We start from the raw sequence: 26172 nt of genomic DNA, 5'->3' as shown, positions 1-26172 counted from the left end.
CAGCAACCCCGTTGGAATGAGCTTAGTCTCTTACAACAGAAACATCTTCCGCCTGAAGACCTTTATCACTCTCACGTACATGGAAGCGTACCTTTTGACCTTCTGCCAAAGATCGGTGGCCACGACCACGAATATTACGGAAGTGAACAAATACGTCATCGTCTTCACCACGGGTGATAAAGCCGAAACCTTTAGACACGTTAAACCACTTAACGGTGCCCTGCTCACGGTCATCGTTTTCGTCGATATACTCTTCTTCTGCACCATTGATTACAGAAGCATCTGCTTCAGCATTGTTACCAGACGCTGCAAAGAAAGACGCAGCAAAAGTCACTACAAACACAACTGCCACAGCAGCAATATTAGATAACTCTACCTCAACACCTGCTACCGAACCTAACAGAACTGGCACTAAAACGGCCGCGATAGCACTCACAATCAGACTACGAATCACTGATTAACCCTCATTGTATTATATTGTCATTTATCACATGAATAGCACTTGTACTGGCGGAATAAAAATTATCCCTACCAAACAGAGAGGTATATCGAATTTCGTGATTTTTTTCAACAGCTTATATTGTTAATCCCGTAAATAAGCCACATTCGTTTAATATCCGAGTCTGATAAACTATGCTAAATCTCAATAACACGCATGGCTTGGATCCATTCAATGAACGATCAAGAACGCATTACAGAGCTAGAAACCCGCGTGGCGTTTCAAGAAGACACTCTGGATAAATTAAATAACATGGTTGCATCTCAGGAGATTGAACTCGAGCGTTTAAAGCGTATGCTCAAGATCATGAACCAGCAGTTGAAAAACCTAACGGTGGACGGAGTTGCTGGTGCTGGCGAAAATGAGCCACCCCCTCCACATTATTGAGGCAAAAGGGAAATATGCTGTCGTTGTTACAAAGCGGTTTACATTATTTAGGTCGGCAATTCATCAGTATCGTTACCCGTCCTCGCGTGGTGAACCCTCAGCTGTTGCAGGCAAACTCTACTCGTAACACTTATTACATTCTGGAAAGCGACCGCTTAAGCCACCAGCTTCTGTTAAAAAACGTGCTGCAAAAACAAGGTATCCCTTTTATGCAGCAACAGCTTCTTTTTGCTGATTCCGAAGGCAAAAGTCCGCTTAAAGAAGATTTAACAGAGATTGTAGCCACACAGCAGAGTAACCCTAAGCTAAATATTCAGATTATCCCTGTCGCAATTTTTCATGGCCGACGTCCAAACAGAGAAAAATCTTGGCTTAATCTGCTCTGTACTGAAACATGGCATAAAGCTGGCCCTTTAGGCAGCTTTATGCAGCTCCTTATCAATGGCCGCCAAACACTGGTTTCTGTGGATAAACCACTAGATCTGCAACAGTTGATGGTTAAAGACGATAATATTGAGTCCATCGCACGAAAAACCGCTAGGGTTCTGCGCACGCACTTCAGCATTCTTCGAGCATCAATCATTGGTCCTGACCTATCACATCGCCGAACATTGATCTCTTTAGTGCTGAAGCACCCCAATGTACAAAAGGCTATAGACCTGCAAGCAGCTGAGAGAAATACCAGTCGTCATAGAATCGAAAGACACTGTTTTAAAACCCTCGATAAAATCGCAGCGAACTACAGCCCAACAACAATCAGACTCTTAGACCCCATTCTAAACTGGGTATGGAAACGCCTCTACAACGGGGTAAAAATCCATAACACGACAGAAGTTCAAGAGATTTCCAAAACCCATCAGATAATCTACCTACCCTGCCATCGCAGTCATATGGATTATCTATTGTTATCTTGGGCTCTATATCGCCATGGTTTAATGATTCCCCATGTAGCAGCAGGCGAAAACCTAAATATCCCGATTGTCGGACCCATTTTAAAACGCGGCGGCGCGATTTTTATGCGTCGTAAGTTTCATGGCGATCCGCTTTACGCCTGCTTATATAAAACCTACTTGGAGCAGATGAGCCACAGAGGCCACGCCTTAGAATACTTTATTGAAGGTGGCCGCAGCCGCACCGGTCGATTGCTGCCAGCTAAAACCGGCCTCCTCTCTATGAGTATCGATTCTTTCCGTGAAGGCAGCCCTAAGCCCGTTGCTCTGATTCCCGTTTGGATTGGTTATGATCGTCTAGTCGAAAGCCGCAGCTACCAAAAAGAGTTAGCTGGAGCCAAGAAGAAGCGAGAGTCATTTACTGAGTTTTTCTCATCGCTAAAAATCTTAAGACAGAAGTTTGGTGAGACATTACTAAGTTTCGGTAAACCTATACCTTTAGAAGACCACTCTGACGCTAGCCTTTCCCTAGAAGAGGATGTCACCAATATATCTCAGCAAGTGATGTGCAATATCAACCAAGCAGCTGGCGTTACCAAAAGCAGCTTGTTGGCTACCTGTTTGCTGAGCGGAAGTCAGCTGCAATCAGTTGCTGAACTGAGTGATAAAAGTACGCGTTTGCTCAACCTATTAACACAACTCTATCCAAACACAGCTCTACTGCCAGATGGAAAGCCTTCTGATTGGATCCAAAGCGCCCACAATATGAGGCAACTAGAAACCAAGCTAAATCTAGTAGAGATCAATCAGGCTCAAGCACAAGAGATGAGCTTTTATCGTAATAACATTCAACATATGTTGGTACTCCCCAGCATGTACTTATTACTAGCTCACCGTTTGGAGTCACCACGCGCGCAAAACATCAATCGAACTATTCGTATGCTATATCCATTTTTACAGGCCGAACTATTTTTACCTTACAAAATGGAAGAGCTCACCGATCAGTTAAAACAGATTCGAGATGTACTACTAGAGCAGAATCTACTTGAAGAATCCGAACCGCAAGTGTGGAAAACCACTTCTAACGCACTGGTTAACACACTCATACTCAACGCTGAGCCAATCCTTCTTCGTTACTATATTTTGCTTCGAGTACTCACGCGATATGAAGAGATTAGCCGTGACGATCTTATCCACAGCAGCCAACAAATTGCAGAAAAGATCCACCTAGAATATGGCTACAGCACGCCTGAATATAAGGATGAACAAGTATTAAAATCCTTTATTAAACAGCTGCGTAGTTTGGACTTTATTCGGGAAGAGAACGCTAGGGTCAGAGCAAATTTTGATAGCGAAAGTTTGTTTAAACAAGCAAACAAAATCCTGCGCCCACATATGATTTCACTGATCGATCACAAACTTAGAGAGCGCTAATCTAAGCCAGCTACTTAATGACTACTATGCCTCAAGCTTTTTCAGAGGATAGATATCATAGCGGCTGGATTTACCTTGGAACTGCAAAGAGGGTTTTCGATCCGCCAAGAAGGGAGCTTTACGCGGACGTTTAACCACAACGCGATTTTCAGCTATCGCTAATGCCGCATCCAATAACTGATCTGCATCGAGATCATCCCCTACTACTGGACGAAACGCGCGCATCTCTTTTTTCACTAATGCGCTCTTATCGTTATGGGGAAACATAGGGTCGAGATAGACCACTTGAAAAGTTGTGCCTTGTTTTGCCTGAGACTGCATCCACTCAATACTATTCGCATTATGTAGCTGCATACGCTCGACAATATCAGCCACTTCACTTTCAGCAGCACGGTTTAAACCGTCCTCTAGGAGCGCATGAACAATTGGTGAACGCTCTAACAATGTCATATCACAACCCAAAGTTGCCAATACAAAGGCATCTTTACCTAAACCTGCTGTAGCATCCAGCACTTGTGGCGTTATGCCACCTTTAATACCCACTGCTTTAGCAATCATTTGGCCTTTGCCACCACCAAACTGACGGCGATGAGCAACCGCACCTGATACAAAATCAGCGTAAGTTGGACCTGGCGCTTTTTTGCCACAAGGTTGCAGCCTTAGACCTTGCTCAGAAAGCTGTAACTCTAAAGAGCAGTCATGAGCTTGATCTGGTGATTTGATTGGTAGCTGCAATCTAGCGGCAAACTGTTCTGCTTGTTCAGCAAAATCAGCATGCATTGGAACAACAACTATATCTGTAAGGGCTGGATTAGACATTCAAAAACCTAAAAGCCTTAAGCGGTGGTAAACCAGATAACTAAAAGGAAGATACCCAGAATCATACGGTATACAACAAATGGCTGCATCCCAATACGGTCTAACCATTTTAGGAAGAAGTGGATACAGCTGAATGCACTAATACCCGCAATCAAAGTGCCTAGAGCAACCATTAACCAAGGAGCACTCTCACCTTGAGCATAGAGATCTAAGCCCTTAACAAGACCTGCCCCTAGAATGATTGGGACAGAGAGCAGAAAAGAGTAGCGCGCAGCAGCCTGCCTTTCTAAACCAAGCATTAAGGCCGCAGAGATGGTGATACCACTTCGAGATGTACCTGGAATTAGCGCTAGGGCTTGAGCACAACCGATCACAAGTGCATCTTTAACTTTCAACGACTCGATCTGACGAGTTTCAACTCTAAACAGATCAGCCCAACACAATAACGCACCAAATATCAGGGTAGTTCCTGCAATAACCAACATTGAACGTAGGTTTTGATCAATAAAGTCATTAAGAAATACACCGACAAACATTGCAGGAACAGTTGCAAGTATCACCAACCAAGCTAAACGTGAGTCAGGTGTGTGCATACCTGAAATGCTGCGCGTCCAAGCACAAAACATCTGTTTCAAATCTTGACGAAAATACGCCACGACGGCAAATAAAGTACCAACGTGTACACCGACATCAAACGCCAACCCCTGATCAGGCCAGCCCATAAGTTGTGAAGGCAATATAAGGTGAGCAGAACTACTGATCGGTAAAAATTCTGTTAACCCCTGAAGCAGGGCAAGAATGATTACCTGGAAGAAATCCATCTATTGTTGATCCTTTTTCTTCCACGCAACTTCATCACGGAGGTAAACAGGCAACGCCTTATCTGCCGCAACCGCTTTTCCTTGCGTCCAATCTTGTTCTGCTAGCTTAAGCATGTAAGCAGCAGAGGGATAATAAAGCTCTTCGCTAACCGAAATAGCATTCTGCGTGTCTGAACTCATATCTTCGAGATAACGCCAGCCACTGCCCACTGCAAAATAGGAACCTTCACTTAGGCTTAGTTCCGCAGGTGCACATACTTTTTCATCTAAAAGCATTGTTAACTCACCTGATTCGATTTGGTAGCTCGCCACATAGATCTCATTCATGCGAGCATCTAAAGCTGCTACAACGGACGAAACTTGCTCTTTATCAGATGCGGCTAAAGCAAGCGCAGCCAGAGTAGATACAGGCAGAACAGGGATATCTGCAGCGTAAGCTAAGCCTTGAGTAACACCGGTGGCAATTCGAATCCCTGCAAACGAACCCGGACCACGCCCAAACGCGATTGCATCTAAATCAGTGACAGCTAATTGTGCATTTGCCAACATTTCCTGCACCATCGGTAGAAGCTGCTGAGTATGCTGACGAGGGATGACCCGAAAATCTTCCTGAATTTCACCGTTAAGACTCAAAGCTACAGAACAAGCATCAGTAGAAGTATCAAGCGCTAAAATTTTGGACATTAATCAGATCACTTTGGAATTTAAAATTTACCTTTAAAGAGAAACGGCTATATCAAGCCATTACATCTCTATTTTAGGGCGCAATTCTACCTGCAAGGTAGCTTTATTGCATCTAAATAAGCTCTTCACCCCAACGAGGTAACAGGCTTTGCTCTATCCCTAATTGATTAAGGATTCGCGCGACCACAAAATCAATCATATCTTCCACCGTTTCTGGGCAGTTATAAAAACCTGGACTCGCTGGAATCATCACGGCCCCCATTCGAGTCAGCTTTAGCATATGTTCTAAATGGATTTCAGAATAAGGGGCTTCTCGTGGCACTAAAATAAGCTGGCGACGCTCTTTTAAAGCCACATCCGCAGCTCGCTCAATCAAGTTATTACTGGCACCCGTAGCAATCGCAGACAAACTCCCTGTACTACAGGGACATACAACCATGCGACTCGGAGCACCGGAACCTGAAGCAACAGGCGCCATCCACTGCTCACGCCCAAATACCTTCAATTGCCCGTCTTTGGCTGAGTACAAATTTGCAAGATAAGATTCTTGTTCAGAGGGCGTACCCGGTAATTTCAGATCTGTTTCTGTATTAATCACAACTTGAGCAGCGCGTGAAATCATTACGAAAACTTGCAGGCCCTCAGCTAATAAACACTGCAAAAGCCTTAAGCCATACTGCGCACCAGAAGCACCTGTGATAGCTAAAGTAATTTTCTCTTGCTGAGTAGTACTCATAAATCTTAAAACCTAACTCGAATAACTAACCTTCAAAACGCTCACGCAGTTTTGCCAATAAGCGCTGATGAATACCTTCGAAACCACCATTACTCATAATAACAATATGCGTATCAGGTTCTAGCGTCGGTACCAGTTCATCAATAAGTGTTTCCGTTTGCGAAAATACCTGCGCCGGCACTCGACCCTGCTCTACGACTTTATCAAGCGACCAGTTCAAACCTTCCGGCTGATACCAGCAAACTTGGTTAGCCAACTCGACTGACTCTGCTAACCAAGCTTGATGCGTACCAAGACGCATCGTATTTGAGCGAGGCTCAACAACTGCTACTATTTTAGCATCTCCAACCTGGGCTCGAATGCCCTGCAAAGTCGTACTGATCGCAGTTGGGTGATGCGCGAAGTCATCATAAACCGAGATTCCTGCAACGGTATCAAGCAGCTCCATACGACGCTTAACACCTGCAAATGCATTTAACGCTTCCACCGCATGATGAGGCTGAACGCCAACGTTTCTCGCCGCAGCAATAGCAACTAAACCATTGTTAACGTTGTGGCGACCTGTCATTTGCCAAGTAACCGTCCCCTGCACTTTTCCTTGGTGGAGAACCTCAAACTGACTACCGTCCTCACTAAGTAATTTCGCCTGCCATTCACTGCTATCAGATTCTAAGCTAGTTCTGGACACCTCGGTCCAACAGCCCATCTCGATAACTTCTTCTAACGCACTCTCCCCTTGCGGAAGAATAATCTGACCATTTTCAGGCACGATTCTTACGACATGGTGAAACTGTCTCTGAATTGCCGCTAAATCAGGGAATATATCAGCATGATCGTACTCCAAATTATTCATAATCAGGGTACGTGGGTGGTAGTGAACAAACTTGGAACGTTTATCAAAAAAGGCGGTATCGTACTCGTCTGCCTCAATAACAAAGAAAGGAGAATCGCCTACCCGAGCTGAAACGCCGAAGTCCAACGGAACTCCTCCTATCAAGAAACCAGGTTTCATATCAGCATGATCTAAGATCCAAGCCAACATAGTAGAGGTCGTGGTTTTACCATGGGTTCCCGAAACGGCTAACACCCATTTATCTTGAAGAAGATGCTCTGAAAGCCATTGCGGGCCGGATGTATATTTCAGTCCTTTATTAAGGACATATTCCACAGCAGGATTACCACGAGACATAGCATTGCCGACAACGACCAGATCCGGCTCGGGTGTAAATTGCGAAGGATCAAACCCCTGAATCAGTTCAACACCTTGTGATTCAAGTTGCGTACTCATAGGTGGGTACACGTTTTGATCGGAACCCGTCACTTTATGCCCTAGCTGTTTAGCCAATATTGCCAGCGATCCCATAAAGGTTCCGCAAATACCTAGAATATGAATATGCACCCGAACACTCCTTCAAAAAAGCGACCGTCATCATAGCAGTTTTAACAACCGCCCTAACAGCCAAATTGCCTGTTTAGGAGCTGAGATTTCCGCTCCAATACACAGCTATTATGAAGATTGTGTAAAAATCCCCAAACCTACGCCAAAATACTGAGTGTTTCTTAACCTAAATCCCTCAACACCCCATGCATTTCATCAAAGATTCACGTAAAATTCCCACCCAACTTTCCAACCACTCTATTTGAGAGAAAATACAAGAATGCTTCTGCTGAGCCAGTTCCTGAAACAACAGGAAACCGAAGACAAATTAGTCGATCTGATTGGCACCTTAATGCTTGCCTGTAAAGAAGTTGCGATCCAACTTCGCGAAGGCGAATTAGCTGGAGTTTTAGGATCCACGGACAACACCAACGTTCAGGGTGAAACCCAGAAAAAGATGGACGTGATCGCAAACGACCTCCTGAAAAAATTCTTACTAGATAACCCTCTAGTAGCAGGCTTGGCATCTGAGGAAGAAGACCACCCTGTAGCTGGGAATCCTGAAGGCAAATACCTAGTGATTTTCGATCCACTAGATGGTTCTTCAAATATCGACATCAACGTTTCAGTGGGTACTATTTTCTCTATTCTAGAGCTACCAGAAGGCATGGATCCGAGCTCAGATGAAGCATACCTACAAACAGGCCGCAAACAGATTGCTGCAGGTTATGTATTATACGGTCAGTCCTCTATTCTTGCTCTGACAACGGGTAACGGCGTGAACTTCTTCACATTGGCTCACACAGGTGATTTCATCCTGACTCGTGAAAATGTGACTATCCCTGCAGACACTAAAGAGTTTGCGATCAACATGTCGAACCACCGCTTCTGGGAAGAAGAGATGCGCAACTATGTTGGCGACCTTCTGGAAGGCTCCGAAGGTATACGCGGCAAAAACTTCAACATGCGCTGGATTGCATCTATGGTTGCTGAAGTTCACCGTGTACTTACTCGCGGCGGCATTTTCTGCTACCCATGGGATAGCCGTGACGTAACCAAGCCGGGCAAACTTCGCCTAATGTACGAAGGCAACCCAATGAGCATGCTGATTGAGCAAGCTGACGGCATCTCTAGCACTTGCTACAAAAACATCATGGATTTAGAGCCTACTCATATTCACCAACGTAGCGGTGTAGCACTCGGTTCTAAAAATGAAGTAGAGACTCTGCTGTCATACCACGCTGAATCTGGTGACGGTCAAGCAGCTAAACTCAATACTTAAAGTTATACGTTTCAGCTTTAAGTAGTATTCATAACCGCTAAAGTCTGGGACATAATCCCCAGACTTTAGATGTAACCTTTTCAAAACTACTTACAGGAAGACAAACATGGGCTTCGCACAAGTACCAGCAGGTAAAGATCTGCCAAACGATCTGTACGTAATCATCGAAATTCCGGCAGAAAGCTCTCCGGTTAAATACGAGATCGAGAAAGAAGAAGACGCGATCTTCGTTGACCGTTTCATGGCTGCACCAATGTTCTACCCAGCTAACTACGGTTATATCAACAACACACTAGCTGACGATGGCGACGCACTAGACGTACTAGTTCTGACTCCTTACCCAGTAATCGCTGGCTCTGTTATCCGTTGCCGCCCGGTAGGCGTTCTAAACATGACAGATGAAGCTGGTGAAGATGCTAAGCTAGTTGCTGTACCACACGACAAGCTAACTAAAGCTTACCGTGATGTGAACGACATTGAAGATCTTCCACAACTAGAACTTGACCGCATCAAGCACTTCTTCGAAAACTACAAAGGTCTAGAAGAAGGTAAGTGGGTTAAAGTTGAAGGCTGGGGCAACGCAGCAGCAGCTAAAGAAGCTATCGTTGCTGGCGTTAAGGCGTACGAAGAAGCTAAATAAGCTTATCTGTGCCAATCTTATTCAAAAAACCCCGCTTCGCGGGGTTTTTTATTACATAAAATTCCCTCTCATATAGCCATTCAGCTTTTCGTAAGCTCAAAAAAATATATACTAAGTACAGCTGTCTCAGGAAATTCATAAAAACAGAGGTGAAAAATGACACTTCGAAAGACACTTATTACTGCTTTCGCAATCCTGATCTCCAACAGCGCTTTCGCCGATCAGAACCGTGACTTGGTACAAAATTACCTCAACTCTTTTGGCAGCCGTGATGCTCAAGGTATTTTTAATCTGATTAACTGGGAAGGTGTCGACAAGGAGTCTCGTCGTTCATTACAGAAATATATTAAATCTGGTTTCAAAGGCCGTCAGATTCGTCGTATTTTCATTGAACCAGTAGCTGAGGGTACAAACCCAAGCTATGTTCAAGATGGCAAAACCTATGAGCTAAATTTAAAACCTTCAGGTCAACTTAATATTGTCTTCATTGATAATAAAAACAAACGCTCCACAACAAAAATGTATGTAGGTGAGCATAAAGGCTCATTACTTATTGGTAGCGCTGTCGTTGCACCAGAAGAGCTAGCTTGTAACGCCCCTAAAAAAGAAGAACAAACCTGCTAGAGCACCCTTTAAGCATAAAAAAAGCTGCATTAATGCAGCTTTTTTTATGCCCAAACTAAGCTTTAGTGAGCTAACTCTTCGAATAGTGTCACAAATTCCTGAGTTAATTTGTGCTTAGGTGCAAAATGAATCAACGGACAAGTATCATCGTGAGATTCACGCATTTTAACCGATGCAGAAATTTTGGTTTCCAGCACAGGCAAATCATCATCCAACAATTCACCCACAATACGCTTCGGTAAACTCGCACGAGGCTGAAACTGATTAACAACGATCCCTTCAACTTCTAGCTTATCATTATGATCTTCACGGGTTTCATGCACATTCGCCAACAAGCTGTATAAAGCCTGGCGAGCAAATTCATCGCAATCAAACGGAATCAAACAACGATCAGAAGCAACTAGCGCCGATAAAGTATAAAAACTAAATGCAGGAGGCGTATCGATATAGACCACATCGTAATCATCCGCCAACTTATCTAACGCATCACGCAGTTTATAAATTTTGTGTTTCGACTCTAACTTAGACTGAAGGTCACCAAGTTCTGCATTTGCCGGCATCACACTCAAATTTTCATAGGGTGTCTGGTGAATAAAGTATTGAGGCCCTTCGGGCTTCAACTGAAACGTGAGAGTCTGCTCAAAGAAATCACGTATATCCGGCGTAACCTCTTGATAATCTTCACCTAACAAATAATGACTAGAATTACACTGAGGATCCAAATCAATAACCAAAGTACGCTTACCACGCGCAGCACTGATCGCCGCTAGGTTAATTGCGATGCTGGATTTACCAACACCACCCTTCTGGTTAAATACAACCCGTCTAATCATTATCAGAATCCTTCACTTGCTGCCGTTTGTTTAAAACACAACTTCCGCATTGCAATATCCACAATATTGAAGACAACGTCAACAAACTTGTAGCTAAAAACCTCAAACTATAGCCAAAAGAACGAATATTAGAAAAACCACATACACAAAGACAGCAATAATTCATTTTTTATTCATGTTTCGTAGGGATTTAGAAGGCATTTTCGGTAAAAATGAAGCAAAACAGCAAAAACTTGCTTAGATGTAGACAAGATAAAGAGACTACGGCAAACTATGGGTTCAATCGTGAAAAACAGCCCACTTTCTGGAAACTAGTCATGGCAAAGATCCTTCTGCTAAACGGCCCTAATCTCAATCTTCTTGGGAAGCGTGAGCCTGAAGTATATGGATCAGACACATTGGATGACATTTGCCAAAATTTGGTTGAACAAGCCAAACAGAGTGGGCACGAGTTGGTTCATTGCCAAAGCAACCGCGAATATGTCCTGATCGAACGCATCCATGCAGCTCAGGACGAAGGTGTTGCTTACATAATTATAAATCCCGCTGCTTTTACTCACACAAGTGTTGCCCTTCGCGATGCATTATTGGGCGTAAGTATTCCTTTTATTGAGGTTCACTTATCCAACGTCCACGCTCGTGAAACTTTCCGTCATCATTCTTATCTCTCAGATGTAGCTGATGGCGTAATTTGTGGTTTAGGTGCACAGGGATATGAATTTGCTTTGCAATCTGCTGTTCGAAAGATTGCCGAATAATAAACAATATACTGATAGTTTAGAGAGATATAAGTCAGAATGGACATTCGTAAAGTCAAGAAGCTGATTGAATTGTTGGAAGAATCCAACATTAACGAAATCGAAATTAAAGAAGGTGAAGAGTCTGTACGTATCAGCCGTGGCTCTAGCGTAGTAGCCGCCCCTGTTGCAGCCCCTGTTGCTGTTGCAGCTCCAGCTGCAGCACCTGCACCAGTTGCCGAAGCAGCACCAGAAGCACCTCAAACTTCAGGCCACGTTGTTAAGTCTCCAATGGTTGGTACGTTCTACAGTGCACCATCTCCAAGCTCTCCAGCATTTGCTGAAGTAGGTCAAACAGTTAAAGTTGGCGACGTAATCTGTATCGTTGAAGCGATGAAAATGATGAACCAGATTGAAGCTGATAAAGCAGGCGTAATTGAAGCTATCCTAGTTGAAGATGGCCAGCCTGTTGAATACGACCAGCCACTGGTTACTATCGTTTAAGCCTCTAACGCAAAAGCAAGGATCTCCATTCGATGCTCGATAAAGTAGTGATTGCGAACCGAGGCGAAATTGCGCTTCGTATCCTTCGCGCCTGCAAAGAGCTGGATATCAAAACTGTTGCTATCCACTCTCAGGCAGATCGCGATTTAATGCATGTGCGCCTAGCTGACGAAGCCGTCTGCATTGGCCCTGCTCCATCGCCTAAAAGTTACCTGAACATCCCATCAATTGTCGCTGCTGCTGAAGTAACCGACGCTGTAGGCATCCACCCTGGCTACGGTTTCTTAGCAGAAAACGCTGACTTTGCTGAACAGGTTGAGCGCTCGGGCTTTACCTTCATCGGCCCTAAAGCTGAAACTATCCGCCTAATGGGTGACAAAGTTTCTGCAATTGAAGCGATGAAAGCTGCAGGTGTACCAACCGTTCCAGGTTCAGACGGCGCATTGTCTGACGACCCAGAAGAGATTCATGAGATTGCACGCCGTATCGGTTACCCCGTAATCATCAAAGCCGCTGCAGGTGGCGGTGGCCGTGGTATGCGTGTAGTTCACTCTGAAGCGTCTCTAATCAGCTCTATCCATGTAACTCAATCCGAAGCTGCTGCAGCTTTCGGTGATGACACTGTATACATGGAAAAATACTTAGAAAATCCACGTCATGTGGAAGTTCAAGTACTAGCTGACGGCCAAGGCAACGCTGTTCATCTATACGACCGCGACTGCTCTATGCAGCGTCGTCACCAGAAAGTCGTTGAAGAAGCACCAGCTCCTCACCTAGATCCAGAAGCGCGTGCTCAAGTACTTCAAGCTTGTGTTGATGCGTGCATCGAGATCGGCTACCGCGGTGCAGGTACTTTCGAATTCTTATACGAAAATGGCGGCTTCTACTTCATCGAAATGAACACTCGTGTACAGGTAGAACACCCTGTTACTGAGATGATCACTGGCGTTGATATTGTGAAAGAGCAATTACGTATTGCGTCTGGTTACCCTCTTTCACTGAAACAGGAAGATATTAAAGTACAGGGCCACTCTTTCGAGTGCCGAATCAATGCAGAAGATCCTAAGACCTTCCTGCCAAGTCCTGGTACTGTTAAACACTTCCACGCACCTGGTGGTAATGGCATTCGTGTAGATTCTCATCTATACAACGGCTACACAGTTCCGCCTCATTACGACTCTTTGATTGCGAAGCTAATCAGCTACGGCGAAGATCGTGAGACAGCTCTTAAGCGTATGGAAATTGCGTTGGGCGAGATGCTAGTTGATGGTATTCGCAGCAACATTCCTCTGCAGCAAGACATTGTTCGCGACGCTAAATTCCAAGAAGGTGGTGTAAATATCCACTACCTTGAGAAGAAGCTTGGTCTGTAAGCAAAACTTAATCAAAAAACCCGCCTCGGCGGGTTTTTTGTTATCTAGCCCCAAAACATTCTGTTCATATCTGCAATTATGACCGATACTATAAATTCATCTAAGCGCTTGATATGGAAGAAAACTAATGCCTTGGTTGCAGATCAAAATCCAAACCAACCCCGATCAATCTGAACCTTACGAAGATTTATTACTTAGTGCAGGCTGCGCCGCCGTCACCTTCGAAGACAGTGAAGATCAACCTATTTTTGAGCCAGACCTAGGCACTACCCCTCTTTGGAAAAACACCACCATTACCGGACTTTTTTCAGCCGAACATGACCTTGAGGAAACGCTTAAATACATTAAGCAAGGTCATGAACAGCTATTCCCAGAGATCCCCGCACCTTCGATCAAAGCTGAAATATTAGAAGACAAGGATTGGGAGCGTGAGTGGATGGATAATTACCATCCTATGCAGTTTGGCGAGCGCCTTTGGGTTTGCCCTAGCTGGCGTGAACCACCTCAAGCAGATGCTGTTAACCTGATGCTCGATCCAGGCCTCGCATTTGGCACAGGCACACATCCCACTACCGCGCTGTGTTTGGAGTGGCTAGATCAGAATATCAGCAATACCAATTTCTTAATCGATTACGGGTGCGGCTCCGGCATTTTAGGAATTGCAGGTTTGTTACTCGGTGCAAAGCGCGCTATCGGTGTCGATATTGATCCTCAAGCGCTGCAGGCAACCAAAGACAATCTTGCTCGTAACCAACTGCAAGACGAATCTCTACATGTATACATGCCAGAAAACACACCGCCTGAAAAAGCAGAAGTGCTGGTAGCCAATATTCTTGCAGGACCGTTAGTTCAACTTGCGCCTACACTTGAAGCACTGGTTAGCCCAGGTGGTAAGCTCTGCTTATCGGGCCTCTTAAGTCCACAAGCAACAGAAATCATTAATACTTATTCTGAATGGTTTGACCTTGACCCAATCGCTGAAAAAGAGGGTTGGATTCGTGTTACAGGAACAAAACACAGTTAAATCTAGATGCAAAAAAGCAGCATAATCACGCAATGCCCAAGCTGTGAAACACAATTCCGTGTTACACCGGGGCAATTAAAGGTAGCTAACGGACAGGTAAGATGCGGTGCCTGTCTAGCTATCTTTTGCGCTGTTGAATATGAACAAAAACCCCAAAGTGCCGAACCAACCACGCAACAAAAGGCCAAAACTAGAAGAGTTCATGAAGATGAAACTCCTGACACCTTTGAGAAATTAGATATAGAACTACCTATTTCGAAAGAGAAAACATCACCTAAGCCTGATAAAGCAGTCACTAATACATCATCTGCAACTAACCTTACAAAGAAAGACCAGGAAGAGATAGTTAAAACTGTCTCAGCTGCGGACGTTCCTACTCTCACCATTGAAGCAGAGCCTGTAGTTCTTAATCGGAGCAATGGCGCAAAAGCATCCTCTCCTTGGTGGTTTATTGGTTGCGTATTAGCCATCTTAACCTTGGTAGCACAACATCTTTGGTTTAATCGTGGCGATCTATATTGGACCCACACTTACCGACCTCTATACGATACTGTCTGCCAACATATTGATTGCCAAATACCTACGCGGGTCAATACAGCCAAGATTACCAATCAACAGTTCCTGATTCGCCCCCATTCAGAGATCGCTGATGCGATAACTATAGATATAGTGCTTATAAATGAGGCCAATCACAACCAACCTTATCCAGCTTTGCATATAGCATTTTCCGATCTCAAAGGCCGACCTGTTGCAAGTAGAACTCTACAGCCAGAATCTTACCTAGACAGGTCAGTCGTTAACCTCAAATCTATGCCCACTCACCAACCTATCCAGATATCTCTAGACCTAATGTCACCGGGCATGCGTGGCATAAATTATCAACTTGAGCTACTAGCGCCAGCGCTATAAAAAATCAAGGCAAATTGTTCAAAAAATCATCAAAAAAATCCTTGGAGACCCTAGCGCTAAGGAGTATGATTGTTCGCCTCCCTAATCACTCAACTAACAGTGTCATTCGTGACGCTGCGGGTGTTTATTAACTATTTTTAAGGCTCGCTATGTTCCAGATCGGTTCATACATCATTGACAGTCAGGTGATTCTTGCACCAATGGCTGGCGTAACTGACCAACCATTTCGGCAGTTATGCAAACGTATGGGCGCAGGTCTAGTAGTCTCGGAAATGGTTACATCTGATACTCGCTTATGGAAATCACGAAAATCTGCTTTTCGTCTAAATCATAGCGGTGAAGCCGAACCTCGATCTGTTCAGATCGCGGGTGGCGACCCAGAAATGATGGCCCACGCTGCGGCAATGAATGTAGAACGCGGTGCCCAAATTATTGATATCAATATGGGCTGCCCTGCTAAGAAAGTGTGTAATAAAGCTGCAGGTTCTGCATTACTTAAGGATGAGCCACTGGTTAAAGACATTCTCAATGCTGTTGTTAAGGCAGTGGATGTTCCAGTCACACTGAAAATCCGCACAGGGTGGGATCAGGACAATCGCAACGGTTTAACTGTTGCGAAAATAGCTGAAGACGCAGGTATTCAAGCACTGGCAGTTCATGGTCGCACACGTCGTTGCGGCTATAAGGGGACGGCAGAATACGACACTATCGCCAGTATTGCTGACGCTATAACCATTCCCGTCTTTGCTAATGGAGATATCACTTCTCCTGAAAAAGCAGAATGGGTACTTAAGCATACTGGTTGCTCTGCAGTAATGATCGGTCGTGCAGCACAAGGTCAACCTTGGCTGTTTAGAGAGATTGATCATTATCTGCGAACAGGTACAATCCTGCCCCCTCCATCACTAGTTGAGATTAGAGAAATTCTGTTAGCTCATCTGCAGGAACTACATAGTTTCTATGGTGACTACATGGGCGTTCGTATCGCACGAAAACATGTAGGGTGGTATCTGCAGAATCAGCCAAACGGAAGTAGCTTTCGCAAGCAATTTAATATTATAGAAACAGCAGCAGATCAGGCCGCAGCTATCGAAAAGTATTTCGATGAAGCTTTAGCAAACAACGTTGCGGCCTAGTTTAGATTGGATATTTAGTACTGTGGAATACAAAGAAATTAAGCAACCGGCTCTCGTGTCCGACCCAGCAGAAGCTACTAACCAGACTCTACGTGACAATGTAGAGCAGTCACTGAACAACTATTTCCGTCAGCTTGACGGTCAGCCAGTGACAGACGTGTACCAAATGGTTCTTTCTGAAATTGAAGCACCACTGTTCGAAACAGTGATGACTTACACAAAAGATAATCAGACTAAAGCTTCCCAACTGTTAGGCCTTAACCGCGGTACGCTGCGCAAAAAGCTAAAACAGTACGGCTTGCTTTAATCCACAATTTTTTAAGACTACTCGGAATCCAGACACAATGGCACAGAACATCACTCCCGTTCGCCGTGCACTGATCAGCGTATCTGACAAAACAGGTATCGTTGAATTTGCACAAGCCCTAAACGCTCGCGGCGTTGAAATCCTTTCTACTGGCGGTACTTACAAACTACTTAAGGAAAATAACATTCCTGCAGTAGAAGTATCCGATTACACAGGCTTCCCAGAAATGATGGATGGCCGTGTTAAAACTCTGCACCCTAAAGTGCACGGTGGTATTTTGGGTCGCCGCGGACAGGATGATGGCATCATGTCTGAGCATGGCATCAACCCGATCGATATGGTTGTTGTAAACCTTTACCCATTTGCTGCAACTATCGCACGCCCTGATTGCGATCTACCTATGGCGATTGAAAATATCGACATCGGCGGTCCAACAATGGTTCGTTCTGCAGCGAAAAACCATAAAGACGTAGCAATCGTTGTTAATGCTTCTGACTATGACAATGTTGTTGCTGAACTCGATTCCGAAAAAGGCCTAACGCACAAAACTCGTTTTGACCTAGCAGTAAAAGCGTTTGAGCATACTGCTGGTTATGACGGCATGATTGCTAACTACCTAGGCGCAATCGTTGAAGGCGAAGATGAGAAGCCTGCTGACTTCCCACGTACTTTCAACACTCAGTTCGTTAAAGCACAAGATATGCGTTACGGTGAAAACCCTCACCAACGCGCTGCTTTCTACGTTGAAGAAGAGCCAGCTGAAGCATCTGTTTCTACAGCTCGCCAACTACAAGGCAAGGCACTGTCATTCAACAATGTTGCAGACACTGACGCGGCACTAGAATGTGTTAAATCTTTCAAAGAACCAGCTTGTGTTATCGTTAAACACGCTAACCCATGTGGTGTAGCGGTTGGTGCTGATATTCTTGAAGCTTACAACCGTGCTTTCCAAACTGACCCAACGTCTGCTTTTGGTGGCATCATCGCATTCAACCAAGAATTGGATGGCAACACTGCGAAAGCGATCGTTGATCGTCAGTTCGTTGAAGTGATTATCGCTCCTAAAGTAACTCAAGAAGCATCTGACATTGTGGCGACTAAGCCAAATGTTCGTCTACTTGAGTGTGGTGAGTGGTCTGCTAACCGTGCACACGGTTTCGACTACAAGCGCGTTAACGGCGGTCTACTAGTACAAGATCTTGATCTTGGCCGTGTAGATGCATCTGAACTAAAAGTTGTTTCTAAAGTACAACCTACAGAACAAGAGATCCGTGATCTTCTATTCTGCTGGGAAGTAGCTAAGTTCGTTAAGTCTAACGCTATCGTTTACGCTAAAGATGGCCAAACAATCGGCATCGGCGCAGGTCAAATGAGCCGCGTATACAGTGCTAAGATTGCAGGCATCAAAGCTGCTGATGAAGGTTTAGAAGTTAAAGGTTCCGTTATGGCATCTGACGCTTTCTTCCCATTCCGCGACGGTATTGATTCTGCAGCGGCTGCAGGTATTAAAGCAGTTATTCAGCCGGGTGGTTCTATGCGCGATCAAGAAGTTATTGACGCAGCTGACGAGCACGGCATGGCAATGGTCTTCACTGGAATGCGCCATTTCCGTCACTAAGCATTAGATAGCAATAAGCCTTCACTTAGGTTTATCCCCTTTAGGCTTATTGCCCTAAACCCCGATCCAGAGAAACACTGGATGCGGGGTTTTCTACATAGAAGGATTACAGAATGAACGTACTAATTATTGGTTCTGGCGGTCGTGAACACGCACTGGCTTGGGCAGCAGCGCAAGACGCAAACGTTGCTAAAATTTTCGTAGCTCCAGGTAACGCTGCGACAGCTCAAGAAGACAAAATGGAAAACGTTGCTATCGACGTGATGGATCTAGATGGCCTACGCACTTTCGCTCAAGAAAACAGTGTAGACCTAACCATCGTTGGTCCTGAAGCACCGCTAGTTGCTGGTATCGTTGATCACTTCCAGAAAGAAGATCTGCGCATCTTCGGCCCAAGCGAAGGCGCTGCTCAACTAGAAGGCTCTAAAGCTTTCACTAAAGATTTCCTTGCGCGTCAGCAGATTCCTACAGCTGAGTACGAAAACTTCACTGAAATTGAACCAGCACTGGCTTACGTTCGTGAAAAAGGCGCACCTATCGTTGTTAAGGCTGACGGCCTAGCAGCTGGTAAAGGTGTAATCGTTGCGATGACGTTGACTGAAGCTGAAGACGCTATCAAAGACATGCTAGCGGGCAACGCATTTGGTGATGCCGGTAGCCGTGTAGTTATCGAAGAATTCCTTGAAGGTGAAGAAGCGTCTTACATCGTTATTGTTGACGGTGACAATGTTCTACCAATGGCAACAAGCCAAGATCACAAACGTGTAGGTGATGGCGATACTGGCCTGAACACAGGTGGTATGGGTGCATACTCTCCAGCTCCAGTTGTTACAGCAGAAATCGATCAGCGCATCATGGACGAAGTAATCATGCCAACAGTTAATGGCATGAAAGCGGAGGGCAATGAGTACACTGGTTTCCTATATGCTGGTCTAATGATCCAAGCAGACGGTACGCCAAAGGTTATCGAGTACAACTGCCGTTTCGGTGATCCTGAGACTCAACCCATTATGCTACGTCTAAAATCCAGCTTGGTCGATCTATGTAATGCAGCACTTGATAAGAAGCTTGCTGACACAACGGCTGAGTGGGATGAGCGTAAATCTGTTGGCGTTGTTATGGCTGCAGGCGGCTACCCAGGTGACTATGGCAAAGGCGATGTAATCTCTTTCCCTGCAGAATGCCCTGAAGGTACTAAGATCTTCCACGCTGGCACTAAGCTTGATGGTGAGAACGTTGTGACTGCAGGCGGTCGTGTACTTTGCGTAACAGCACTTGGCGAAACAGTTACAGAAGCACAGAAACGTGCTTATGAACTACTAGAGAAAGTTAGCTGGGAAGGCGCTTACTTCCGCAAGGATATTGCTTACCGCGCAATTGCTCGTGAGCAAAACAGCTAAGCGAATAAAATCTTATGAAAAGCCCTGATCATTCAGGGCTTTTTTTTGCCAACATAAACCTAGCGCCACTCAACAAGAGCACGATTACAAGCCCCACCAACATAGGCAAGTAACTGAGCCAATACCCTACGCTAACCATCATCAACGGCACCGTCATCAAAACAACGCCTGTTACAATAAACGATAAGTTCAGCCATATCGGCATCGAAACCAAACTCACTAAGCCAATACACAGCGTAACTAAAACCCCTAGTGCCGCAGCCCATATAGGCAAAGATGGGGATAACGCATAGCCTTGATTCAACACAGCAAAATTAAACGCATGAACCTCTGTCGCGGAGAACATCCCCTGTGCTAAGGATTTTTTGGGTTCCAGTTGAGCATCAGCAATGCCAACAAAAACAGCCTTGTTCTTTAGAGCATTAAAATCCACTTGCCCATTAACCAAATCAATCAAGCTATAACGCGGTGTCTGTTGCAGAAATCTTTCAATCCCCAATGGGATCAATACTTCATAATCTCTGCTCCATCGACGGCTAAACCCTAAATTAAGATAAGGGCTTCTTAATCCAGAAAAATCGTCAGCTTTTACCGGTGCATAAATACTTAAGGTCGCTAGAGGAACATTTGGCCAACGGGGAAAACCAATTCCCGCATGCATATAGTTGCGCCTTAACATCTCATCTGGATCCAACGGGAGCTCAGAGTGCGCTACTTTGGCACCACTCACCTTCACGCCATTAAAAGGCAACATTTCCTGATTTTGCTCCGCAAGCATAGGCAGAATAACTTTACCGTTTTGACGAATAGCACTTAAAAGGGCTTGATCAGAAGAGTTTTGAGGACCGTCGTATGCTATGAAGGCAACGTTGTAAGTTACAGAAGAAACTTGAGCAGAACTGAGCCGCTCGATTGCTTGAGCATGAATAGAGCGATCAAGAGGCCAGCCAGAAAACGCCTCTAAACTACGACGATCTATATCAATTAAAACAACTGAACGATCTTGAAAATTAATTGGGGAATAATGCTTGGCCAAAGCATCATAAATAAAGCGATCAAACGTTTCAGGTAGAGAAGACAATCCCGCCATTACTACACAAAGCAATGGCGGGATTAATAAAAGTATTTGCTTGAATCTAATCAGCATTACAACAGCAAGAGCAGAGAGAGTGATCCACTAATGATCATTGGCCACCAATTCTCTACCGGCTGAACCACCTCTTGAGGTTCTGTCCATTCACCCGCGTAATTTTCAGCGTCGATAGACCTAACGCGTAAATAGTAGGTACCTGCTTGCGGCTTATCTATCGCTAAACTTGCCTGCTCAGTTTTGTTATCAACAACAAGCTGCTTAAACGCTTTATCTTTTGCAAGCTGCAACTGATAGAAACTTACACCCTCCTCTTCCTGCCAACTAAAAGAGATCTCTGATTCACTTCTTACAGGCTCTCTCATCTCCGGCTTTGGAGGTACCGGTTTAACTTTAAAAGAGCCTACATGACCGACAGGACCACGCTTACCTTCTGCCGTTACACTACTCACGCGCCAGAAGAAATTACCCGGCTCTGACACAACTGCAACAAGCTGAGTCTCCGTAATATTTTCTTGTTTATCGACAATCTCAGTAAAGCTTTGATCTCTAGCAATCTCAAAAACAAAGGAATCTGCCAATTCTGGTTTAGACCAACTAAATTCAATATCACCAACATAGAGAGAGTCAGCAGGCATAGGTCCCTGACGGACAGGCGGGAAAGGACGCGCTTCAATATTAATCTGCTTTAACGCAGATAATCCCTGCAAACCGTCAGCACTGATTGCACTCACACGAATCCAATAGGAGCGATCTTCTAAGGCCGCAGGTAAACCCATTTTTGGATGAGCAGAGATCTGGTCGTATACAATTGCCGTGAATGCTTGGTCTGGAGAGATTTGACTACGGTACTTAGCAGCACCATCCAGCTTATTCCAAGCCAATTTTCCCGGTAGATAACGGATCACATCATCTATTTCCGGCAATTCAGGCGCTGGTAGAAGCTTTTTCGGTTTTTTAGGGGGCTGATTAGCCCTAGTCAAAGTTCCGTACCCTTGACGGACATTGGTAGCGCCTAACTTGTTACCTACACCAATTAGACCTTGAGTTACCTCAGCTGCTGTACTTTCCCCTTCAGCTCTCACTCGGTAGGTAGTGCCCTTTGTCGTAGCAAAAGCAACTGGCGTATCGATCAAGAAACGAGAGCCCGGAACTTTAGCTGGATTGGCACGAATTTCAGCCTCTCCTTCCTCTAGGAAAACTTTAATATCCACAACCTTACGCTTGTTTCCGATCACCGTTGCTTGTTCAATACGAAGCACACTTTCGCCCAGTAATAGCACCTGAGTACCATCATCAAACTCTAGTAATACAGAAGCTTGTGCAGCTGTTTTGATCAAGTCACCTTGAGATAAACTCTGACCACGACTCAAAGGAAGTAACGCTTTGGCTTTTCCTTCACGCAATTTAACCTGCGCCGTGACATCTCCATTCACATCCAGGATTTTGATATCGGAGCGCTTTTCTTGAATTAGATTACGCGGTATTTTTAAAACAGTGCCTGGAGACATTTGACGATCATTACGCACATTATTTAGGCGCTCTATCGTTTTCCATTCTCTCCAATCGGTAAGCAGCTCATGCGCCACACTCCAGACTGATTCGCCGGGTTGCATCGCGTAAACCCATTCATTTTTCTGCTCAGCAAATGAAACTTGAGAGAAGAGTATGGAAAATATTAAAGCGTAACTTTGCGCTAGTTTAATCACTCGACGAGTTCCTGTTTAAACACCAACTCAATGCGTAAGGTTTAGTATCTAATGGGTAAAAAGTTGCCCATAGCACCCTGTTTTCTGATGAGAATACATTCTCCCACTTATTAAAAAGTTCGGCCACTATTGAAAACAACTGTTTGAATATGACATCAATAGTTATATCCGTATAATCGGTCCATCAATATTAAAAAACATTCCTGAATACATGCTGAAATTAGAAATAATGACCAAGAATCCTTTCTGGCACATAACAGTAAGCATTTTAGCTTCAGTTTGTTTGTTAACCGCTTGTAGCTATATACCAATTAACCAGCAAGCTAATGACCCTTCGTCTACCTCAACCCCTACTGAGAGGCAATACTGTTATAAGGGGGGAAGAGCAAATGAATTTAGCTGCGACCCTGATAAAGCAGCTCCGCAGCCTGATATGCGCTCAACTGAAATTGATGAAGTTTGGATGTGGTTGAAGTTAATTGAGATAAAAACATGGCTTGCTGAACAAAAAGAGTACAATGATTCAGTAGGTTCCACTCGGCAAAGACATGAGAAGCAGTAATACATGACCCACTTTAAATGTAAATCAGGCAAAAATTTACTACGTACAACGATAAGTACCTTATTCGCAGTGTCCTTACTTACTGGCTGCAATCTCTCTAACAACCTACAACCTAAGTTTCTTCAAACTTACAAGACCCAACAAATACCCGAAGGTTCTCAAGAGTATATTGCTACCGTTAGCATTACTCCCCCCAACCTAACCAACTCACCTATAGCTATCGAACAAAGTTTGAAACTTAGCCAACAGGGCAAAAATCAAGAGGCTCTAGCTAAAATTGAGCTTTTACTAGCTCAACAACCTAATCTATCTTCTGCCTTACTAGCCAAGGGGATTATCCTGAACAACCAAGGCAATAAAACTGCTGCTAAATCCATCTTTCAGGCTCTAACTCAATCTCATCCTGATCGCCCAGAAGCCTTTAACAACTTGGCAGTGATCTATTCTGAAGAGGGTAATTTCCCTCAAGCAATAGAAACACTTCAGCAAGCGTTCCAGACTCACCCAAGCTACGCACAAGTTCACGTTAACTTGAAAGAGCTTTATGCAACAATGGCATCAAAAGCCTATAACAAAGCATTGGACTTAAGTGCTGTTGAGCACGGTCCAAACCTTGCCATGATCAACCACCCCCCAAGTATCCAGGACAACACTTCTGCCCCTATGGCTTCAGCAGTCTCTGAACAACCGATAGATATTGCAGCGGTAGAAAAAGTTAAAGCGCAACCTCAGCCAGTTGAACCAAAAGAGAAACTCCCAGCTGCACCCGTTACGACGACCTCACCCCTAGGATCAAAAGCAGAAGCACTAGGCAATGAAGCAGCTGAAATTAAAGAACAAACAAATGCAGCTCCTGAAGTAACTAGGCTTGAGGTTCAGGCTTTACCGGAATCTGAGGTATTAGCGCACATCAATAATTGGGCTGGAGCTTGGAGCAACAAAGATCACTCAAGTTATGTAAACTCTTATACAGCGCTTTACCGTCCAAATGCTAAATTAAGCCATCAGCAGTGGGTTCAACAGCGGGCTCAGCGTTTGAGTAAACCTAAATTCATTCGTGTTGAACTGGATCAGATCAATATCAAGATTCTCAGAGAGAACTTGGCAGAAGCTCACTTTAATCAACACTACCAGTCGGATAACTTTAAAGATGCGGTTAAAAAGCGTCTAATACTGGTTAAAGTCGACGATAAGTGGAAGATCAGCCTAGAGAAAAGCTTAGGCTTACTTAAATAGACCTCAAAAAAGCCCCTTAAGAAAGGGGCTTTTTTGTATCTAGAAAATTTACAGCCTAGGGCGTTTTAGCACAACAGTCCCTTTGGTAGCTTCAGAAGCGATCTTCCAACCAGCAGACGTGAGGGTCAGCTCTAGACGCTTATTGGTCTCATCAGCATAACCAGGTTTCTCGAAACGTTGATAAAACTCGACTCTGTACCAATGTGAATTAAGACGAGTAAACTTCGGAGATTTAATCTCTAACTTGATCCAATCAGGCGAAAGTAAACGATCTTTACGAAATTCACGCCACTCTTCAAGTGACATTTTCACGCCATACAACGTAGAATTTTGAAGATAACTGTTGATGTAATTATCCCAGTTCTGCTGCTCCCACGCAGTATGCCAAGTGGTAAAAACTTCGCGCACAGCTTTTACATTATTTTCTTTAGGGCCAGGCTTCACCACAAACTCAGTCACCGGTTTCGTTTGCGGCTGAGGTTCAGCAGAAGGCATAGGTGAAACATCTTTAGGCTGAATAGCTGCGACCGCTGATTTAGGTAGTGTCCCTTTTTTCAGCTCAGCTTCAGCTACTTTTAAAGCATCAGCAGTTTTTGCTGGCTCAACTACCTTAGACGGTTCTTGAGCTTTTTTAACTTGCTCTATCGAACTTTGTAACGTTTTATCACGTTTCTGTTTAGCTTGCTCCACTGTAGCCGTCAAAGAAGCCACAAGTTCTGGGTTAAGCTTTTTTTCAACCGCTACAGGCTCAGGAGACTTAACAACAGCAGGTGCAGTTTTAACTTTAGTAACGCTTGGTTCTGCTGCAAGTTCCGTCTTCTCCTCAGGGATAACGGGCTTAGCTGCCTTGGTATCTTGTGGATGCTCAGCTATCGATACCTTTTCACTTTGCGAGGATCGAGTAATCTCCGTTTCAACAATTTTAGGAGATAAATTCTCCGTACTTTTTGCTACTGCCGCAGGAGCCAAGGAGTCCTGCTGGGCATCAAACCAATACCATCCACCAGCGCTTAGACAAACAACCGCTAGAGCTCCAATAGCAACCAGAGGCTTGTTTCCACCTGCAGACACAGGACTGGAATCTACTTCCTCTTGGTAATAACCATCCAACTTGCTGGCGAGTAACGAAGAAGATTTGAATACAGAAACGATTTCCGGCGTGCTTAATAAAATGATTGTTACCGCGGGACCAGTTTCATCACAGATAGAAGGAAGACCTAATAAATAAGTCAGAGCCTCTGTACTAACATCATCACTATTAACAATGATGCATAGACGACGCCCATGCTGCAACCAACATTCTAATTCCTGCCGAATAAAAGAAACGCCAGCTTCCACTTGAAGAAATTTGGCAAGATTATCCTGTACAACATCCAAAGCCTGAAGGTCTTTAATCTCAAGCGTATCAAGTTCAGTTTGTTTAACTTGATCTGCCAGGTTTTCCATCCAACGTGCAGATCCTTCAATACGAATGACCTGATGATCAGATAAATTTATCAGTAGTAGCTCAGCAGAACTTAAACTTGAATCGCTCAAACCT

The 26172-nt window shown here is 44.5% G+C and carries 26 protein-coding genes; 16 read left to right on the top strand and 10 right to left on the bottom strand.

The window, feature by feature from the left end:
* Positions 1-22: 22 nt before the first annotated feature.
* Entirely contained in the window at positions 23-454 is a 432-nt protein-coding gene (locus ACMXYT_RS04045) for a cold-shock protein (RefSeq protein ID WP_415900340.1), read from the bottom strand.
* A 219-nt stretch (positions 455-673) separates the two neighbouring features.
* On the opposite strand from ACMXYT_RS04045, the gene ACMXYT_RS04040 reads away from it, so the two are divergent.
* Together ACMXYT_RS04040 and plsB are read left to right on the top strand one after the other, a co-directional pair.
* Positions 674-886, top strand: coding sequence for a SlyX family protein (locus tag ACMXYT_RS04040; protein WP_415890531.1), 213 nt, complete (start codon positions 674-676; stop codon positions 884-886).
* A gap of 14 nt (positions 887-900) precedes the next feature.
* Positions 901-3210: a glycerol-3-phosphate 1-O-acyltransferase PlsB gene (gene plsB / locus ACMXYT_RS04035; protein WP_415911874.1), complete on the top strand. Its 2310-nt coding sequence runs from the start codon at positions 901-903 to the stop codon at positions 3208-3210.
* 24 nt (positions 3211-3234) lie between these two features.
* Here plsB and ACMXYT_RS04030 read toward each other — a convergent pair whose 3' ends face one another.
* From ACMXYT_RS04030 to mpl, 5 genes are all read right to left on the bottom strand, one after another.
* Positions 3235-4029 (bottom strand): class I SAM-dependent methyltransferase, encoded by a 795-nt coding sequence (locus tag ACMXYT_RS04030; protein WP_415911873.1) that lies wholly within the window; start codon positions 4027-4029, stop codon positions 3235-3237.
* 17 nt (positions 4030-4046) lie between these two features.
* On the bottom strand, positions 4047-4850 hold the full coding sequence (locus ACMXYT_RS04025; RefSeq protein ID WP_415900336.1) for an undecaprenyl-diphosphate phosphatase: 804 nt from the start codon (positions 4848-4850) through the stop codon (positions 4047-4049).
* A complete protein-coding gene (tsaB, locus tag ACMXYT_RS04020; RefSeq protein WP_415900335.1) occupies positions 4851-5534 on the bottom strand; it encodes a tRNA (adenosine(37)-N6)-threonylcarbamoyltransferase complex dimerization subunit type 1 TsaB in 684 nt (227 codons plus the stop codon).
* Positions 5535-5646: 112 nt separating this feature from the next.
* Positions 5647-6270: a flavin prenyltransferase UbiX gene (locus ACMXYT_RS04015; RefSeq protein WP_415900334.1), complete on the bottom strand. Its 624-nt coding sequence runs from the start codon at positions 6268-6270 to the stop codon at positions 5647-5649.
* Positions 6271-6295: 25 nt separating this feature from the next.
* Positions 6296-7669 carry a UDP-N-acetylmuramate:L-alanyl-gamma-D-glutamyl-meso-diaminopimelate ligase gene (gene mpl, locus ACMXYT_RS04010; protein WP_415900333.1) on the bottom strand — a complete coding sequence of 458 codons (1374 nt, stop codon included), beginning with the start codon at positions 7667-7669 and terminating at the stop codon, positions 6296-6298.
* A gap of 259 nt (positions 7670-7928) precedes the next feature.
* Here mpl and ACMXYT_RS04005 point away from each other — a divergent pair, with 259 nt between their 5' ends.
* The 3 genes from ACMXYT_RS04005 (at position 7929) to ACMXYT_RS03995 (ending at position 10194) form a co-directional block, all read left to right on the top strand.
* A complete protein-coding gene (locus ACMXYT_RS04005) occupies positions 7929-8930 on the top strand; it encodes a class 1 fructose-bisphosphatase (protein WP_415900332.1) in 1002 nt (333 codons plus the stop codon).
* A 106-nt stretch (positions 8931-9036) separates the two neighbouring features.
* Complete coding sequence (ppa, locus tag ACMXYT_RS04000) at positions 9037-9570, top strand: inorganic diphosphatase (protein WP_299180651.1); 534 nt, start codon at positions 9037-9039, stop codon at positions 9568-9570.
* A 156-nt stretch (positions 9571-9726) separates the two neighbouring features.
* Entirely contained in the window at positions 9727-10194 is a 468-nt protein-coding gene (locus tag ACMXYT_RS03995) for a hypothetical protein (protein ID WP_415900331.1), read from the top strand.
* Between the two features lie 62 nt (positions 10195-10256).
* Here the strand turns inward: ACMXYT_RS03995 and ACMXYT_RS03990 are convergent, their stop codons facing one another.
* A complete protein-coding gene (locus ACMXYT_RS03990) occupies positions 10257-11027 on the bottom strand; it encodes a ParA family protein (RefSeq protein WP_415911872.1) in 771 nt (256 codons plus the stop codon).
* A gap of 317 nt (positions 11028-11344) precedes the next feature.
* On the opposite strand from ACMXYT_RS03990, the gene aroQ reads away from it, so the two are divergent.
* The 9 genes from aroQ to purD all read left to right on the top strand — a co-directional run bounded on the left by aroQ (position 11345) and on the right by purD (position 20035).
* Positions 11345-11785: a type II 3-dehydroquinate dehydratase gene (gene aroQ / locus ACMXYT_RS03985; protein ID WP_415900329.1), complete on the top strand. Its 441-nt coding sequence runs from the start codon at positions 11345-11347 to the stop codon at positions 11783-11785.
* Positions 11786-11824: 39 nt separating this feature from the next.
* The gene (accB, locus tag ACMXYT_RS03980) at positions 11825-12268 is read left to right on the top strand and encodes an acetyl-CoA carboxylase biotin carboxyl carrier protein (protein ID WP_415900328.1); all 444 of its coding nucleotides are present in this window, start codon (positions 11825-11827) and stop codon (positions 12266-12268) included.
* Between the two features lie 32 nt (positions 12269-12300).
* Positions 12301-13641 carry an acetyl-CoA carboxylase biotin carboxylase subunit gene (accC, locus tag ACMXYT_RS03975; RefSeq protein WP_415900327.1) on the top strand — a complete coding sequence of 447 codons (1341 nt, stop codon included), beginning with the start codon at positions 12301-12303 and terminating at the stop codon, positions 13639-13641.
* Between the two features lie 127 nt (positions 13642-13768).
* On the top strand, positions 13769-14665 hold the full coding sequence (gene prmA, locus ACMXYT_RS03970) for a 50S ribosomal protein L11 methyltransferase (protein WP_415900326.1): 897 nt from the start codon (positions 13769-13771) through the stop codon (positions 14663-14665).
* A gap of 6 nt (positions 14666-14671) precedes the next feature.
* Positions 14672-15574, top strand: coding sequence for a zinc-ribbon and DUF3426 domain-containing protein (locus ACMXYT_RS03965; RefSeq protein ID WP_415900325.1), 903 nt, complete (start codon positions 14672-14674; stop codon positions 15572-15574).
* A gap of 149 nt (positions 15575-15723) precedes the next feature.
* Positions 15724-16710: a tRNA dihydrouridine synthase DusB gene (gene dusB / locus ACMXYT_RS03960; protein WP_415900324.1), complete on the top strand. Its 987-nt coding sequence runs from the start codon at positions 15724-15726 to the stop codon at positions 16708-16710.
* Positions 16711-16732: 22 nt separating this feature from the next.
* Complete coding sequence (fis, locus tag ACMXYT_RS03955; RefSeq protein WP_415883738.1) at positions 16733-17017, top strand: DNA-binding transcriptional regulator Fis; 285 nt, start codon at positions 16733-16735, stop codon at positions 17015-17017.
* A 37-nt stretch (positions 17018-17054) separates the two neighbouring features.
* Positions 17055-18635, top strand: coding sequence for a bifunctional phosphoribosylaminoimidazolecarboxamide formyltransferase/IMP cyclohydrolase (purH, locus tag ACMXYT_RS03950; protein ID WP_415897670.1), 1581 nt, complete (start codon positions 17055-17057; stop codon positions 18633-18635).
* Between the two features lie 113 nt (positions 18636-18748).
* Positions 18749-20035 (top strand): phosphoribosylamine--glycine ligase, encoded by a 1287-nt coding sequence (gene purD, locus ACMXYT_RS03945; RefSeq protein ID WP_415893654.1) that lies wholly within the window; start codon positions 18749-18751, stop codon positions 20033-20035.
* 28 nt (positions 20036-20063) lie between these two features.
* Here purD and ACMXYT_RS03940 read toward each other — a convergent pair whose 3' ends face one another.
* Positions 20064-21182 (bottom strand): CHASE2 domain-containing protein, encoded by a 1119-nt coding sequence (locus ACMXYT_RS03940; protein WP_415900323.1) that lies wholly within the window; start codon positions 21180-21182, stop codon positions 20064-20066.
* Positions 21182-22834 carry a FecR domain-containing protein gene (locus tag ACMXYT_RS03935; RefSeq protein ID WP_415900322.1) on the bottom strand — a complete coding sequence of 551 codons (1653 nt, stop codon included), beginning with the start codon at positions 22832-22834 and terminating at the stop codon, positions 21182-21184. Before ACMXYT_RS03935 ends, ACMXYT_RS03940 begins: the two co-directional genes overlap by 1 nt.
* A 211-nt stretch (positions 22835-23045) precedes the next feature.
* Here ACMXYT_RS03935 and ACMXYT_RS03930 point away from each other — a divergent pair, with 211 nt between their 5' ends.
* Positions 23046-23396 (top strand): hypothetical protein, encoded by a 351-nt coding sequence (locus ACMXYT_RS03930; RefSeq protein WP_415900321.1) that lies wholly within the window; start codon positions 23046-23048, stop codon positions 23394-23396.
* Between the two features lie 3 nt (positions 23397-23399).
* Positions 23400-24632, top strand: coding sequence for a tetratricopeptide repeat protein (locus tag ACMXYT_RS03925; RefSeq protein ID WP_415911871.1), 1233 nt, complete (start codon positions 23400-23402; stop codon positions 24630-24632).
* A 48-nt stretch (positions 24633-24680) separates the two neighbouring features.
* Here ACMXYT_RS03925 and ACMXYT_RS03920 read toward each other — a convergent pair whose 3' ends face one another.
* Entirely contained in the window at positions 24681-26168 is a 1488-nt protein-coding gene (locus ACMXYT_RS03920) for a hypothetical protein (RefSeq protein ID WP_415900318.1), read from the bottom strand.
* Between the last annotated feature and the right edge of the window lie 4 nt (positions 26169-26172).

It is taken from the genome of Neptuniibacter sp. QD37_11 (assembly GCF_047778105.1).
Taxonomy (GTDB): Bacteria; Pseudomonadota; Gammaproteobacteria; order Pseudomonadales; family Balneatricaceae; genus Neptuniibacter.
The sequence above is the reverse complement of the archived record's forward strand: the minus strand, read 5'-3'. Positions and strand labels throughout refer to the sequence as shown.